The organism is Glutamicibacter sp. JL.03c (assembly GCF_025854375.1).
Taxonomy (GTDB): domain Bacteria; phylum Actinomycetota; class Actinomycetes; order Actinomycetales; family Micrococcaceae; genus Glutamicibacter.
Window position 1 is genome coordinate 163,256 of the sequence record NZ_CP107575.1, and the last position, 15,026, is coordinate 178,281.

Here is a 15,026-nt window from a genome sequence, read left to right on the forward strand (position 1 = left end):
TCTGGCCCTGGCGTGTCGCCGGGCCAAACCCACAGAATTCAGTGTTTAGTGGCTACGACCGCCCCAACCAGCCCGAGCATAAAGACCATCCTCAGCAATAGAAGCAGTGCCATAAACCTCAGGACCAATCAGCTCCGGAACAGGTTTTCTGGCCGCCTCCCGTTCCTTCAGCAGGACCTCTGATCCCTTGATGATCAAAGGCAGCTTCGGACGTTCCAACGAATCCGCGTGCGTCCAGCAAAACCATTCACACGCACGCCGGCGATGCTCAATCGGCATGCCACGGTGGAGCCTGACCATCTCTCTGAGCCCGGAATTAATCGCGCCTTCAATCATGTTCGTTGTCGTACTGACACCAAGACCAATGAGCTCCGGCTTCAGATACGTGAACAGATGGCCACGCTTCAAAACAGAGTTCATCGCGTTATAGGCCTTGAGCAATCGCTCGTGGGTCGGCCAGGACTTCCGGGACTGACTGATGCCTCTGGGCCAAGGCCCAGACCAGTCTTTGGCGTAGGTGCGCTCATCGAGCAGATGCTGATGCTTTGACTGCCATTCAGCTAAGGCAGCCGCCCAACGGGCGGCTTCGTCCTGGTCTTTGATCCTGGTTAGTTGCAAGCTCAAATGCCGTATTGACTTGCCTGCTTCCAATCGTGGCTTCAGGGTGAGGTACGTGCGTATGGTGCGTTGGATATGTACTAGGCAGCGTTGGACTTCCACTCCGGGCCAGAGCGCTTTCAATGCATTGAGCAGTCCTGAGCCACCGTCGGTGACAACGACTTTCGGTTGTGGGAAGTGTTTGAGTAACGCAATCCATGCAGCTGATTTTTCGTGGTCGCACCATTGCCAGCCGATGACTTTGCCGTTGCGTTTCCCGTTCTTCTTTTGAGGACTTTGGCAGATACTACATAGGTGGGTGTTTTTTCTATTAAGGGTCACACCTATGGGAACGAAATCCATGCACAACTTGATTCTGCCCCGGAGTGCTGGGGCAGAATCAAGTTTTCAGACACCACTTATTGCCTATAGGCCACCATCCAGAACACAGTCCGCACCGGCAAGGCGCCCTGCAGCTCCATCAAAGGACACCAGGGACCCGAAGCAACAGCAGCACAAATTACCCGGCAACTAACCCTTCAACAGAAAGCAGGCCCACGATCCCGCTTATGAAACTCACCCCACGACCTCCACCACAACGAACGGAAAACGTCATGTACACGCATATCAAGATCAAGAAGAACCCCTACGCCTGGCCATCCTGGCTCGTGTCTTATGAGGGACATGCCATCGGCTCATCTCACAGCCTGCAGATCGCCCGCATCGCAGCGAACTTCACCCAGATACACGTCAAAGAGATCAATCCGGCAAACCTCTGCCCCCGCTACCTGGTCACCCATGTCGCCCAAGACATGGGCAACGCCGGATACTAGCAATTCTGGACACCCGCAACGCATCGCCTAGCAGCCCTAGTTACAGCTGCCTAGCCACCAGCCAACCCGAACACTGAGGGCCCCGATCATGACTAGCCCGAAGAAAGCTCAGGAGCTCTCCCGGATGATCGTTGAAGATACCAGGAGGCAGAGAACATCGCTGGGCGGGCACTCAATTACCAGCGGCAGAAGTAAAAACGCCGGAAGCAAGGGCTACCAGCGCCAAGCGCCATCGACCACGAGAAACTACGAACAGCAATCTCCTGCCATTTCGGGAAACCACTGCACTGTTCTTCGATCATAACGAACGCCTCGCTTATGACCGCCGGACAATTCTTGGGTGGCCAATGACCTGGTTAGAACGACAGGCAATCAACTTCTGGTCGGCCGCGCTTTCCTTTGCTGCGTGGGTTCTGCTCTTTTTCTGTCTACCGAAAATCTCACTCATCGACGCTTGGGAATCACCGGTAAATCACTTCTCGCATTCTGCTGTGACCGCCCTCTGCGCTGGTCTACTACTTCGAGTGTTCATCTTGCTTATTCAAAAATTCCCGCCCAAAAATTTGCAACAACGACAAAGCGACGACGAAGAGCTGAAGCAACAGCGGATCAATGAAGCCAAGATGAGGGAAACTGCAGCTGCACAAGAACGGATCGACCGTATCGCCGAAGCCGCACGGGCCGATGCTTTTGGAATTTGCATCGCATTGAATGGTATTGGACATGTAATTTGCCTTGCGATGCGCAGTAATGTTTCACAGCGCATTCTCGTGAGATCAGGATTGGCGGAGCACCTGATACAGGCTCTCCTAATTTGAGTCATCAGCTGATGCGCAGATCCAGTGGACCGAGGGGGTTGCTTGGCCCCGGGGTGTCTTGAAGGTGATTGACATGAGGTGAAGTGATAAGGCTGCCATAATCAGATCAGTGAGGGCTGGTGCAACTAGATGAAAATTGACAGCACAAGCACCCATGCCAGGCCGGCAAAAGCTGCGATCGAAACGGGCAACGTGTAGACCTTGAACGCTCCTCGCGTGCTAATCCCGAAGACGGTCTGCATTAACCAGAAGGTATTGCTTGTCACGTGGATGAGAAGCATGCTGCCCGATGCGGCGGCTAGCGCGATGAGGACTGGATTGACACCCAGCGGTTCGACGATTGGAGCGAGAATGCCTGCGGCAGTAATAGCCGATGTCGTGACGGAACCAATGGCGATGTGAAGCACTGCAGCGATTCCCCATACAACGAGCAGGGGCGCGAAACTTCCGGGCGAGAAATACTTGGTCAGGATGTCTCCCAGCCCAATTGTCTGCACTGCGGCAGCGAGGCAACCTCCGACGCCGGTGACCAGCAGAATACTTCCGCTCTCCTGGAACCCGCGTGACAGTGCCTGGGCTGTCGCTGCGTGGCCAGCTCGGACCCTGCATACGGCCCAGGTGCCCAGAAGCACGATTAGAAGTGCAATTGTGGGGTTGCTCAGGAATTTGAATTCCTCAGATTCGAAGCCCAATACCTCTGAAATTGAACCAGCAGCAATCAGGCCAAGGCCGATAAGCAATGGCCCCAATGACAACCAGAGTGGAGGCTGGCGGTCTTCGTTGAGGAGGATGGTCCCATGGGCGTCGACTTGCTCAGGCAGTGCGGTGGCAGCGCGTGAATTCTCGTTAGAGCTCGATGTTGGGCCGGATTGGTGGAGACTTGAACTCCCAGTCAACGACTCTGCGGGATCCAGCTCTTCGATTCGCTGCTCAAGAGCGCGAACCCGCAACCATGCATCGGTTTCATCCATGGACGGTTTCCAGAGGCCGAACTTGAACAATATATTCATGGCAGCGATTGTCGTTGCGATGGTTGCGCAGGCTACTGGAACGCCGAAGAGGAGCATGGAGCCGAGCGGAACACCCAGCAACGCCGACAGCGCCAACGCCGCCACGCCGGGAACGGTCATTGTCAGTCCTACGATAAGGCCCGTCATGACGGCAGAAGCCATCTTGGGCAGACCATTTTTCCCCAAGTCGGCTGCAGTCGCCTTGGCCAGCGGTGCCGTCAGGACAAGGCAAACATCGATGTACAAGGATGCCAGCAGCGTTCCAATCGTGAGCCCGAAAGCTTGTGGCATCGCTTTCGTTCCGAATTTGCGAAGCAGAAGCGCTCCGAGCTTGTTGATGCCTCCCATGTAGGTGAGTATTGTTCCGGCGAGGACGCCGAATCCAATGATGAGCCCGATTTCGAGCATGATGTTGCCGAAACCATTGATGACGGCATCGATTGCCGCCTGAGGGCCTTTCCCGTTGGCGAGTACCAGAGCCAGTGACCCCAGTACGAGGGACATGACCGGGTCCACTTTCAGTTTGAGGATTAGGAACACGATGGCGATGATCGAAATGATCGCCGAGCTGATGATGAATAGGTCGCTCATGATGACTCCATTCGAAGACCTGTTCTAGACCACATGTTTTGGAAGAGCGCATTCCGTCTTCAGCAAGGAACCAGCGCTGGCAAATGGGGCTCTCTTGTGGTGCGAGTGGGGATATGGCGTCGGCGCGCAGGGCACTGGGGGTGCCGCCAATGCCCTGGCGCTGACGGGAGTGCCTCAGCGGGCATCGGGGGTGCTGCGAAGATCCCTGCGGGCTAACCGGATGCTGCAATGCAGGAATTGAAGCGCAGGGTTTCCTATGCGGGCGCGCTGACGCCGATGCGGTCCAGCACCGCATTGGTGTATTCAACGGTGGAAGCCGTTCCGCCAAGGTCACGCGTGCGGATGGGCGTGTCGGCGAGCACTCCGAACGCTGCATCGAGCATTTCGGCGCTGGCTTCGTGGTGGCCGAGATGGTCGACCATCATCGCCGCTGACCAGATTGCGGCCAGCGGATTGGCAATTCCCTTGCCGGCTATGTCAGGGGCCGAACCATGGACTGGTTCGAACATCGATGGGTACTCCCGTTCGGGGTTCAGGTTGCCAGAAGGCGCGATGCCGAGACTGCCGGCGATTCCGGCGGCTAGGTCGCTGAGAATGTCCCCGAAGAGGTTCGAGGCGACAATCACGTCGTAGCGTGTTGGATCCATAACGAGTTTCGCTGCCAGGGCATCAACATGTTCCTGGCTGCAAGAGACGTCGGGGTGCTGAATTGCCCGTTCGGTGAAGACTTCATCCCAGAACGTCATGGAATGCACCATCGCATTCGACTTGGTCGCGGAGGTCAGGGTTCCATTGCGCGATGCAGCGGTGCGCAGTGCGAAGTCGATGGCCCGAGTCACGCCGGCGCGTGTAAAGACGGATTCCTGGATGACGATCTCGTCGGGGCCGCCGGAATTGAGTCGTCCGCCGAGGTTGGAGTATTCTCCTTGGGAGTTTTCGCGGACGATCACGAAGTCGACTCCCTGTTTGACGATGTCAGAGCGAAGTGGGGTTGGCACGCCGTCGAGGACCTTTATGGGACGCAGGTTGATGTACTGCTTGAATTCTTGGCGAATCGGAATGAGCAGTCCCCACAGCGACTCGTGATCGGGAACCCCTGGCCAGCCGACGGCACCCAGGAGGATCGCGTCGTGATTTCGAATTCGGCGCAGGCCGTCCGCTGGCATCATTGATCCTTCGAGGGCGTATCGTTCGCAAGACCAATCGAGTTCGTCAAATGTGAAGTCCAAAGCGTGACGACGGCCAATGGCCTCCAGGACGGCACGGGCCGGTGGAATGACTTCGGCGCCGATGCCGTCGCCCGGGATAATTGCAATGCGGTGTTTGGTAATCATGTGATCTATTACATGCGCGCGGCAGATAATCGTCTAAGACGTAGAACCTGGCATTCTTATAGGCAAATGCCTATGGATTAGCGCAGCCTTCGGAGTGGTTGAGGGTCCACAGCTTCGCGGCGTCCCAAAAGGCCTGGGCGGCAGGGCTGACCGTTCCTTGGCGCTTGAGCAGGTCGACCGAAAGCGGTCCTGGGACATCGAGGGCGCGGAACGCCAAGCCGGTGGCAAGAGCGAGATCCATGAAGGCCTCAGTGACGATTGCGACTCCTGCTCCAGCGAGGATCAGCGGAATCAACGCCTCGCGGTGCTCAATTTCCACGGCAATGGTGCTTCCCTCGGCCATCGCCAGAACCTGGTTCGCGGCCCTTCGCATCTCTGTGCCATTCTGGCCAACGATCAGCCTCGCCCCGACCAGGTCCGCGGGTCGGACAGTGCCAAGGACCGAGGGCAAATCTCCGGGATCGCGCGCTATGCAGAGGTAGCGTTGGCTTTCGACCGACAGCGCGTCGAGATCCTTGGGGATCGCCTCATGCTCGGGACGGCCTATGAGCCCAAGCTCAGCATCGCCTGTATAGAGCGAGGCAATGACATCTTCGCGGTGCTTGGCGGCGCGCACGGTCACCGATACTCCGGGGTGCTGGTGCTGGAACCCGGTGATCAGCGGCGTCAGTGGATGGGCCGACTGCGACGACGTGGAGCTGATGAGCAACCGCCCACTTCGGAGCCCCTCAGCGGCATCGACCAATGAACGGGCGAGCCCGATGCCGTTCAAGACATGGCGGGCTGCTGGCACGAGTGCTTCTCCGGAGGTTGTGAGCACCAATTTGCGTCCCACACGCACGAACAACGTGCTGTTCAGATCACGTTCGAGGGCGTGCAGGGCTTGCGATACCGAGGGTTGCGCGACGAACAGCGCCTCGGCTGCCTTGTTGACGCCACCATGGTCAACGATTGCCAAGAAGTACGTCAGTTGGCGCAAATCCACGTCGATTCCTCTTTTCTATGCCGATTCCTTGGCTGGTGTTCGGCGGTCATTCGATGGGCGTTTGATCGCCTGGCGGGATGCCCTGAGGGTGCCCACGCCCTGCGGCTCCGTTTGCCGGGGACCGGGGCGGCACTGGCCACATAAGACAGCTGGCCTTCATCACGAGTTCACCGTGATGAAGGCCAGCCGGATATTCTCGTCTAGGCGTTGGATTCCTGAGCTTGCGTGAAGAACTTCATGGCCTGCCAGCCATGGGTCACTGCGGCACCTGCGCGCAGCGCAGTGGCGACCATGACAGTCTCAGCAAGTTCTTCCTCGGTGGCCCCGGCTTTCCGCGCTCCAGTGGAGTGTGCTTCGATGCAATACGGGCATTGGGTGGTCAATGCGACCGCCACCGCCATCAGCTCGGTGTATTTCAGCGGGATCACGGCGTCGGGGTTGTTGAAGACGGCGTTGTCCAAGGCCTGGAATCCTTCGACAGCCTTCGGTGCTCCCTGACGCAGGTTGCGGAAGTATTGGTGGTCGGTGTGTTCGTGGTATGCCATGCAAGCTTCTCCTGTCGTGGTGGTTGGCAATCCCTGGGTCTGTGCCGACATGGCGTGGACCCAGGGAGCGTGGTGGTTAGTTGCGACCGGCCATGACGCCGCCGTCGGCGTCCCAGATCGCGCCGGTAACCCAGCCGGTGGCGTCGGAGAGCAGGAACGCGGCGATCTCGGCAATCTCCTCAGGAGTGCCGACGCGGCCGATGGGGTGGAAGGAATCGAAGCCGCTGATGGCCTTGTCGACCTCGTCCTTGGGAATGAATCCCTCGTAGATCGGTGTGCGCACGACAGCAGGGGCGATCGCGTTGACCCGGATCTTGTGCCCAGCCAGTTCCATGCCCAGATGCTGGGTCAGGGAATGCAGGCCGGCCTTGGCCATCGAGTACGCCGAGGAAGGTGTGGCAGCGATTGCCTGGTGTGCCCACATCGAGCCGAGATTGACGATTGAGCCGCCCTTTCCACCAGCCGCCATGTTCGCCGCGGCGGTCTGGGTGATGAAGAAGGTCGCCTTGTTCAGGTCGAGGTAGGAGTCGTAGTCGGATGCCTCGTAGTCGAGGAATGGCTTAGGCACGAACACTCCTGCTGCGTTGACCAGCAGCGTGGCGTCGGCGTGGTCGGATGAGAGCCGGTTGCGCAGCTCGGCTACTGCTTCGGCATCGGCAAGGTCTGCGGCCAGCGCGTGGACTGCGTGCCCGTGCTTCGCCAGCGCCTCCCGGGCCTCGTTGAGCTTGGACTGGTTTCGGCCGATGATGACGAGCTCTGCGCCTTCTGCTGCGGCCTTCTCGGCAATTGCGCGGCCCATGCCACTGGTGCCGCCGACCACGATCAGCTTGCGTCCTTCAAAAGTCATGTTGTTCTCCTTGGTTCCGGGGCCTGGGGTTCAGGCGGTCTCGTAGATTCGGATCTCGGGTTCGGCCTTCAGCAACGGGGACAAGGCCCCAACGACGTCCTCGTCGCGCACAAGCAGCTCCTTGCTGGCGGCGCCGGGCACATTGTCGAGGAAGGGCTGCTTGTACCGGGCGTAAACGCCGGCGGCGGTGGCGCGATCGCGCTCATCGACGACCAGGGTGATCTGCAGGAAGGCCAAGGCTTGCTCCGTTTCGTGCTGGTGGACCGCGGCCTGTTGATGCCGCATGGCTTCTACGCTACGAGCGGGGCCGGGTTCAGCGGTAGATGGGCAGAGCGAATAGAGCCATAGGGAATGTGTATGGCCAGAGGCGGCTGTCGGCTTTCAGGCCGACGGCTGGACGAGCCGGTCAGCGAGGTCCTCGAGCTCGTTGGCGATGGGGGAAGCAGGATTCCAGACGGTCTCGTAGAAGATCTCCAGGACGCTGCCGTCAGCGTCGAGGACTTCCCGGTGCGGGGCGTTGGGGGAGGCGAGCTTGGATTTCGGCAGCATGGCTGAGCCGAGGCCGAGGTGGGACCATTCTTCAAGGACCCGGTAGCTTCCAGCCTCCCCGGGATAGGCGGAGATGTTGAGCTCGTTGTCGGCAATGAGGCTGCGGGTAAAAGTCGTCAGCCCGCAGGTGTCGGGCAGCAGGATCAGCTGCCGGCCAGTGAGATCGTCCAGGCGGGCGGGGCCCTCGCCGGGGCGGGGCTCGATCAGTACCAGTGGCTCGGAGTCGATGACCCGGTGGGCATAGCGTGGCATGGGCTCGACGGAAGGGACAACAATGAGGTCGAGGTCTCCAGCGACGAGCGATTCGCGCAGCTCACGCATATTCGCCTCGCGCAGGACCAATTGGCGACGGGCTTCCTGCTCCGGCTGGTCGCAGACCGCCCGGTAGGCGCTGACTACGAGCTTTGGGTCGATGAGGGGCGAGACGCCGACCCGGATCGTTTCCGGTGCAGGCGTATTCCAGCGACCGGCCTCGGTGTGCACATCATCCAGCGCGACCAGTGCGTGTTCGATGCGTGGCAGCATGGCTTTCCCGAAGGCAGTGGGCGTCACGCCGCGAGGCGAGCGGTCGAACAGTTTCTGCCCTAGTGCCGCTTCGAGCTTGGCGATGCCGTTGGACAATGCTGGCTGGGTGACGCCGTAGGACTTCGCCGCAGCGCTGAACGACCCGGTCTCCGCGACTGCCCGTACATAGCGCATTCCTTCGGTGCTTAATTTATCTGCCATACACACATGTTATCGCTGGATTCACGTTTGTGGTCTACTGTCGACCGGCAAAGACTCGTAGTCTGCTCTAGTGGAGCAGTTCTGGACCGAGGGAGATCACAGTGGAATGCACGGCGACGATGATGCGCGTCCATGCGCCCGGCGGCCTGTTGGCCGCTGACCGGGTCGAGGTCGGTTCTCCTCCGGAAGGATGGGTGGCGATCGACGTCGTTGCCAGCGGTGTGTGCCGCGCCGACCTCGGCACCGCAGCCGCAGAGCACGCTTCGGGGCCTGTCACGCCCGGGCACGAAGTCGCGGGCGTAGTCTGCGAGACGGGCTCGGGCGTTGAACGCTGGCGGGCGGGCGACCGGGTGGCCGTGGGATGGTTCGGAGGCAGCTGCGGGCGGTGCCCTGCCTGTCTTTCCGGAGACGTCGTGCACTGCCCTGAGCGGAGGATTCCCGGCGTCAGCTACCCAGGCGGCTGGGCCAGCCGCTTCCTCGCCCCGGCCAGTGCACTGGCGCACATCCCAGACGCCCTGGACTTCGTCGACGCCGCTCCGATGGGCTGCGCAGGCGTCACTGCGTTCAACGCAGTCCGGGGCGCTGATGCACCTGCTGGCGGCAGGATAGCGGTCTTCGGCGTCGGCGGGCTGGGGCACCTGGCGATCCAGTTCGCAGCGGCCATGGGCCACGAGGTAACCGCCGTGGCGCGCGGTCCCGAACGGGAACAAGCTTCGATCGCCCTGGGCGCTTCCGCATATATCGACAGCGAAGCCACGCCAGCGGGGAAGGCGCTGCGTGAGGTCGGTGGTGTTGACGCCATCATCAGTACCGCCTCGTCGACCGCGCCCGTCGCGGAGCTGATCACAGGACTGCGTCCGCACGGACGGCTCGTCCTGGTCGGCGTCGATGCCGGCACGCTCGACCTGCCGGTTGCCCCCATGGTCGTGCACGCGCTGTCCGTGACCGGGCATCTGACCGGAAGCCCCGCTGACACTGAGCAGGCCATGGCCTTCGCCGTGAGGCACGGCATCCAACCGACCACCCAGACCTTCCCGCTCGAACAAGCGCAGAGTGCACTTGATGCACTGCGTGAAGGAAGGGCGAGGTTCCGCCTCGTTCTCGAGACCAGCCTCGACAATGCGGGAGAACGCCCATGACCTCCATCCAAACACTGGGCAGCCACCAACGGGACCGGCTCCAAAAACGCACCTTGTCCGTCCTGGTCATCATGCAGATCGTCGGCACAGTCGGCGTCGGTGTCGCACCCTCGATCGGCATCCTCCTCGCCGGCGAAATCACCCAGAACGAGGCCTGGGCAGGACTCGCCCGCACTGCAAGCACGCTCGGAGCGGCCCTCATGGGTGTACCACTGGGAGCCCTTGCTGCCCGCCGCGGACGCAGATTCGCGCTCTCCAGCGGGTGGTGGGTCGCCGCTGCAGGCAGTGCCCTGCTTGTCCTGGCGGCCCAGCGCGGCCTCGTGTTGCCCCTTTTCATCGGCTTGTTCCTCATGGGAGCCGGCCTGGCCGTCAGCCTCCAAGCGCGCTTTGCCGCCACCGATCTGGCCGAACCGCGCCGCCACGGCCGTTCCCTGGCCCTCATCGTGTGGGTCGGCACCATCGGCTCGGTCCTCGGTCCCAATCTCGCCGTGCCCGGACGGCTCATCACCGCCGCCACCGGCCTCAGCCTCTACGCCAGCGCTTTCCTCATCGCCGCCGTCTGCATGGCGGTTGCCGGGCTTGTCTCCTTCGCGCTGCTACGACCGGATCCGCTCCTCGAGTCCCAGCGGGATGCCGATGCTCCGGCTGCCGGGCACTGCCAACCCGGTGCCTTCGCGATGTTGACGGCCGAGCTGCGCGTCAACGCAGCGGCCCGGTACGCGGTCTTCGCCGTCGTGTCCGCGCAGATCGTCATGGTAGCGATCATGACCATGACCCCGGTCCACCTCACCCACCACGGAAGCTCGATCGAGATCGTCGGGATGACCATCAGCCTGCACATCCTGGGCATGTATGCCTTCGCGCCCGTGGTCGGCCAACTCACAGACCGCCTCGGCCACCGTGCCTCCATCCTCATCGGCCTGCTGATCTTCCTGGTCTCCCTCCTCCTCGGGGCAGCCCGCCCGGACGACACTGGCGGGATCATCGCCTCGCTGATCCTGCTGGGTCTGGGCTGGTCGTTCGTCAACGTCGCCGGGTCGGCGTTGTTCAGCTCCGTCGTCTCCTCCGAGGCGCGCGCGGCCTCCCAGGGCGGCGTGGATGCCCTGTCCAACCTTTGCGGCGCGATCGCCGCCTTCGCCGCCGGCCCCTTGCTCGCCGCGACGTCCTTCCCGTTCCTGTCCATCCTCGCGATCTTCGCTCTGGTCCCGCTCGCGGTCCTGGTCGTCGCCCGCGCCCTGCACCAGGGAGCCCAGCCATGAGTGTCGAACACGATCCCCGCCACGTCGACGTGGTCGTCGTCGGAGCAGGAGCCTCCGGCCTTGCCGCCGCCGTATCCCTGGCCCAAGCGGGGCTGTCCGTCGTCGTCCTCGAAGCACGGGATCGCGTGGGAGGCAGAGCCCGATCCATGGAAGTTGCCGGGGGAGCGATCGACCTCGGGGCCACGTGGTTCTGGGCGAACGAACCCCGCATCCAAGCGCTGACCGCGCAGCTGGGACTGCGCACGTTTCCGCAGTATCTGGACGGCGACGCGATGTACGAGGGCACACAGGTCCAGCGCCTGGACGGAAACCCCGTCGATGCCCCGGCATTGCGGTTCGCCGCCGGCGCGCAGGGAATGCTGGAAGGGCTGGTCCGCCGTCTGCCGCAGGGGATCCTGCACCTGGCAGAGCCCGTCGCATCGATCACCGTCGACGCGGGCGGCGCTTTCGTGAGCACCGACCTGGGCGGGTACCGGTGCGAGCATGTCATCCTGGCAGTGCCTCCGGCGCTGGCCGCGCAGCGGATCGCGTTCTCGCCCCCGCTGCCTGAGAGCATCCGGCGGATCGCGGAGGACACCGCGGTGTGGATGGGCGGCATCGTGAAGGCCGTAGCAGTATACGACCGGCCGTTCTGGCGGGCGGCCGGACTTTCCGGTTCCGCCATTAGCCACGTTGGCCCCTTCCGCGAGTTCCACGACCACAGCGGCACCGAGGGAACACCGGCGGCCATCTTCGCCTTCGCCCCGGCCGCCAGTTTCCCGGAACACGACCAGCAAGGCATAGCAACCGCCTTCCTCGACCAGCTGACGACGCTCTTTGGCCCTGACGCCGTCCACCCGCGAAGCATCCACGCCGTCGACTGGAGCTCCGAGCGATTCACCCAGCCCACGGGCATCGCCGCAGCCGATACGAGCCGTTACGGCCATGCGGCCTATGGCCAGCCTGTCCACGGCAGCATTCACTGGGCGTCCACCGAGACGGCCACTGCCTTCGCTGGCCACCTCGAGGGCGCGCTCCGCGCAGGGCTTCGCGCCGCTGAAACGATCCAGGTTCAGGTACTGCCCAACCGCCGATCTAACTCCCTCCAGCCACCCGATGAAAGAGAGAACCTCCTTGCATAACTATTTCAAGCCGCTGTCCGAGTTGCTCGCCGAATACGATCGAGCGTTGGCTTACACAGAGGATCTGTGGCGAGACCTCGACCCTGACGAGGTCCTCTGGCGACCGCATGAAAACTCGTCGGCGATTGGCTGGCACCTTGGCCACCAGGCTCATGTCGCCCATTTCATGGTCCGGAACCTCACCGCCGCCGAGCCGAGTCCCGACCCTGAGCTCGACGGGATCATGGATTCTGCCAACCCCGAGCAGTTCCGGGGCACCTTGCCTACCATCGACCGTCTGCGTTCCTTTCGCAAGACTGTCGCCGAACGCGTCCATGACCGCGTTGGCGCCATTGCAGCCGGAAACGTCGCAGCAACCGATCAGCTCACCGTCGTCGCCGGCCATATGCTCACCGCGATCATCAACCACGAGTACCAGCACGACCAATGGATCGCCGAAGTCCGCTCCCAGAGCCTCGGCCACTATCTGCCGGAGGACCCTGGTAGTGAGTCCCTCTGCCGGGTCGATGGCTACCTGCTGCTCAACCCCTTGCGCTGAGTACGCCGGAAGCCTTCGAACCTACTGGCCATCCTTCGTCGCACCAAGCGGTCTGGAGGGGCGATGCTCGTTGACGAACTGATTGATGAGGGGTAGACCGCCGATTTAACCTACTAGATGGTCAAGAACGAAGTGTTTCACCACAGGGCTTTCACCCGGAGGGTGGCGGCGCTTACCGCGGTGATGGAGTTGATTGAGATTTGGTTACGAGCTGAAGATCCCACATTCAGCTGATGGCAGGATTAGTCCTTGGATGATTCTGGAAGAGATTGGCAGCGAGAAAGGAATTCTCTAGTCTTTGCCGCTTGAGGTATTTAGAGAAGTTCAACGATCGTTACTCAGAAAGATGACAAGCTCGACATGCCAGTCGTGATTCTCATGGCTTCGTTGATGGAGTTTTTCCTTCAGAACCTCTCCGAGGCCAAGCGACGAATAAACTTCAATGTTGTATGCGGTACTTACTGGGAGATACTCCATAATGGGAGCCGAATCGACGCGTCGCGTAGGATGCATCATGCCAACCTACAGCACGTCCAGCAGACGCCACTGAGATACCCTGCTCCCGCAGTAATAGTGCCATTCGTTCGGCTCGCAATTGGTTTAGGTAGGCCATCGGAGAAGAACCAGTGTCTCGTTGGAATAGACGAGTGAGATGGGATGCGGAGAACGAGACTGCACTTGCTAGGCGCGCGATGGTCCATGCCGTATCCAGATTTTCACGCATTAATTGCTGCACTATCGATATCTCGGCCGACGGTGATCCTAGACCTGCAAGTGAAGAACGATCTTTCGACTTCGCGATAGAGCTATCTAGTGCATCGAGTACGCGGTAGAAGTAGCTAAGTTGCCCGAAAATACCTTGTCGTCCAAAGGCGATTTTTGAATCAGCCAGATCGCACAACTCCGCGAACTCTGAACGTCCTAGTTTTCGACTGGTGACCTGACCGGGAGCGCGGATCTCATCTAAAGTGCTGTTTGTGCTGTTTGCGGGCAGGTGCTGTTGCAGCAACTGGGTCGACACGTATAGAAGTGATAATTGCAGAGAGCTGTGGTTTTTGTAGGAATGCCACGAGCTGGGCCCCAACGTCAGCACTGAACCGGGCTCCAAGACCAGAGAAGTGTTCTGCGTGATGTGTTGTGCTGACCCATCGCGGACAAGAACGATCTCAGCAAATTCGTGCCCGTGGGCCGCTAGGTCTGACTCATGATACGAGTGTGCCGTATGGACCAATGTGTCTTTGGTCGGAAATGTTTCAGCATGAGTGGAAGTGTACGAGACGTTCTTCATCGGGTGATCGCCGAGACTGCACCACTTTGGGAGGCGTGTTGGGTCATTACCGCGGTGAGATGCTCCCTTGTTGCGGCCAAGGCTTTGATGCCTTCGCCAGCACGGATGGATTCAAGAATCGCCACGTGCTCATCAACGAAAGAGACTAACGGCTGATGATCTGAGATCTCTCTTAAAGATCTCGCGGTACCTTCTTCTAGGGCTCGATACAGCTCTAAGAGCACCGGGTTGGCAGCCGACTCCACGACGGCAAAATGGAACTTGGCAGAGAATAAGTTGAGCTTCTCGGCATCGTTGTTCAGGGCTGCATGACGAGATTTTTCAAGGAGATCGGCCATGGCATTAAGGTCGTCTGGAGTCGCGCGAGTTGCGGCGAGCTCCGCTGCTTCAGCTTCGATGGCAAGACGCGCTTCAAGAACATAAGAAAGATGTTCGTTATCCAAATAACGATTCAAGACGGTGTTGAGCTCGCTGGATGCGCGGACGAAAGTGCCACTGCCTTGGATCGTTTCTAACATACCCACATGTACAAGAGCTTGAACGGCTTGGCGCAAAGTGACACGGCTGATTTTGTACTGTGTCAAAAGTTCGGCTTCTAGCGGTAGCCGCGAACCGATGGGCCACCTCCCGCTACTGATATTCTCCTGGAGAATTTCAATGACCTGCGGGACAAGTGTCGAACGTTTCGGCATGGTGGGGGTCTCCGACATGTTAGCCTCCAGCTAGGGAAAGGGATGCTTAATAATTTAGCACTGGTTGCTGGAGATCGAGTCCTTATTGACTACGCACAGTATTCAGACTTGTTCGGATGGGCCACCGAATGGAAAAGCAAGGGTAAGAATCAAC

At 60.4% G+C, this 15,026-nt stretch carries 15 protein-coding genes and 3 pseudogenes; 7 read left to right on the top strand and 11 right to left on the bottom strand.

Annotated elements, in window-relative coordinates:
* Positions 1–200: 200 nt before the first annotated feature.
* A pseudogene (locus OF385_RS00765) lies at positions 201–867 on the bottom strand (transposase); the annotation flags it as partial.
* 344 nt (positions 868–1,211) lie between these two features.
* On the opposite strand from OF385_RS00765, the gene OF385_RS00770 reads away from it, so the two are divergent.
* Positions 1,212–1,430, top strand: coding sequence for a hypothetical protein (locus tag OF385_RS00770; protein WP_264276530.1), 219 nt, complete (start codon positions 1,212–1,214; stop codon positions 1,428–1,430).
* 131 nt (positions 1,431–1,561) lie between these two features.
* Positions 1,562–2,248, top strand: coding sequence for a hypothetical protein (locus OF385_RS00775; protein WP_264276531.1), 687 nt, complete (start codon positions 1,562–1,564; stop codon positions 2,246–2,248).
* 125 nt (positions 2,249–2,373) lie between these two features.
* Here the strand turns inward: OF385_RS00775 and OF385_RS00780 are convergent, their stop codons facing one another.
* The 7 genes from OF385_RS00780 to OF385_RS00810 form a co-directional block, all read right to left on the bottom strand.
* Positions 2,374–3,849, bottom strand: coding sequence for a GntP family permease (locus tag OF385_RS00780; protein ID WP_264276532.1), 1,476 nt, complete (start codon positions 3,847–3,849; stop codon positions 2,374–2,376).
* 254 nt (positions 3,850–4,103) lie between these two features.
* Positions 4,104–5,183, bottom strand: coding sequence for a tartrate dehydrogenase (locus OF385_RS00785; RefSeq protein WP_264276533.1), 1,080 nt, complete (start codon positions 5,181–5,183; stop codon positions 4,104–4,106).
* Positions 5,184–5,253: 70 nt separating this feature from the next.
* Positions 5,254–6,168 (bottom strand): LysR family transcriptional regulator, encoded by a 915-nt coding sequence (locus OF385_RS00790; RefSeq protein WP_264276534.1) that lies wholly within the window; start codon positions 6,166–6,168, stop codon positions 5,254–5,256.
* Positions 6,169–6,368: 200 nt separating this feature from the next.
* Positions 6,369–6,713 (bottom strand): carboxymuconolactone decarboxylase family protein, encoded by a 345-nt coding sequence (locus OF385_RS00795; RefSeq protein ID WP_264276535.1) that lies wholly within the window; start codon positions 6,711–6,713, stop codon positions 6,369–6,371.
* A gap of 76 nt (positions 6,714–6,789) precedes the next feature.
* Positions 6,790–7,560, bottom strand: a complete 771-nt coding sequence (locus OF385_RS00800; protein ID WP_264276536.1) for an SDR family NAD(P)-dependent oxidoreductase — start codon at positions 7,558–7,560, stop codon at positions 6,790–6,792.
* A 30-nt stretch (positions 7,561–7,590) separates the two neighbouring features.
* Positions 7,591–7,845: a hypothetical protein gene (locus OF385_RS00805; RefSeq protein WP_264276537.1), complete on the bottom strand. Its 255-nt coding sequence runs from the start codon at positions 7,843–7,845 to the stop codon at positions 7,591–7,593.
* 96 nt (positions 7,846–7,941) lie between these two features.
* Positions 7,942–8,835: a LysR family transcriptional regulator gene (locus tag OF385_RS00810; protein WP_264276538.1), complete on the bottom strand. Its 894-nt coding sequence runs from the start codon at positions 8,833–8,835 to the stop codon at positions 7,942–7,944.
* 122 nt (positions 8,836–8,957) lie between these two features.
* Here OF385_RS00810 and OF385_RS00815 point away from each other — a divergent pair, with 122 nt between their 5' ends.
* From OF385_RS00815 to OF385_RS00840, 5 genes and pseudogenes are all read left to right on the top strand, one after another.
* Positions 8,958–9,974: an alcohol dehydrogenase catalytic domain-containing protein gene (locus tag OF385_RS00815; RefSeq protein WP_264277828.1), complete on the top strand. Its 1,017-nt coding sequence runs from the start codon at positions 8,958–8,960 to the stop codon at positions 9,972–9,974.
* On the top strand, positions 9,971–11,233 hold the full coding sequence (locus OF385_RS00820) for an MFS transporter (RefSeq protein ID WP_264276539.1): 1,263 nt from the start codon (positions 9,971–9,973) through the stop codon (positions 11,231–11,233). Before OF385_RS00815 ends, OF385_RS00820 begins: the two co-directional genes overlap by 4 nt.
* Positions 11,230–12,354, top strand: coding sequence for an NAD(P)/FAD-dependent oxidoreductase (locus OF385_RS00830; protein ID WP_319019177.1), 1,125 nt, complete (start codon positions 11,230–11,232; stop codon positions 12,352–12,354). Before OF385_RS00820 ends, OF385_RS00830 begins: the two co-directional genes overlap by 4 nt.
* Entirely contained in the window at positions 12,347–12,892 is a 546-nt protein-coding gene (locus OF385_RS00835; protein WP_264276540.1) for a DinB family protein, read from the top strand. Before OF385_RS00830 ends, OF385_RS00835 begins: the two co-directional genes overlap by 8 nt.
* 120 nt (positions 12,893–13,012) lie before the next feature.
* A pseudogene (locus tag OF385_RS00840) lies at positions 13,013–13,201 on the top strand (IS3 family transposase); the annotation flags it as partial.
* 130 nt (positions 13,202–13,331) lie between these two features.
* Here OF385_RS00840 and OF385_RS00845 read toward each other — a convergent pair.
* The 3 genes and pseudogenes from OF385_RS00845 to OF385_RS00850 all read right to left on the bottom strand — a co-directional run bounded on the left by OF385_RS00845 (position 13,332) and on the right by OF385_RS00850 (position 14,890).
* Positions 13,332–13,913, bottom strand: coding sequence for an AraC family transcriptional regulator (locus OF385_RS00845; protein ID WP_264276541.1), 582 nt, complete (start codon positions 13,911–13,913; stop codon positions 13,332–13,334).
* Positions 13,914–13,943: 30 nt separating this feature from the next.
* Positions 13,944–14,180 (bottom strand): annotated as a pseudogene (locus OF385_RS16675) (AraC family ligand binding domain-containing protein); the annotation flags it as partial.
* The gene (locus OF385_RS00850) at positions 14,177–14,890 is read right to left on the bottom strand and encodes a FadR/GntR family transcriptional regulator (protein ID WP_264276542.1); all 714 of its coding nucleotides are present in this window, start codon (positions 14,888–14,890) and stop codon (positions 14,177–14,179) included. The pseudogene OF385_RS16675 and the gene OF385_RS00850, both read right to left, overlap by 4 nt.
* Between the last annotated feature and the right edge of the window lie 136 nt (positions 14,891–15,026).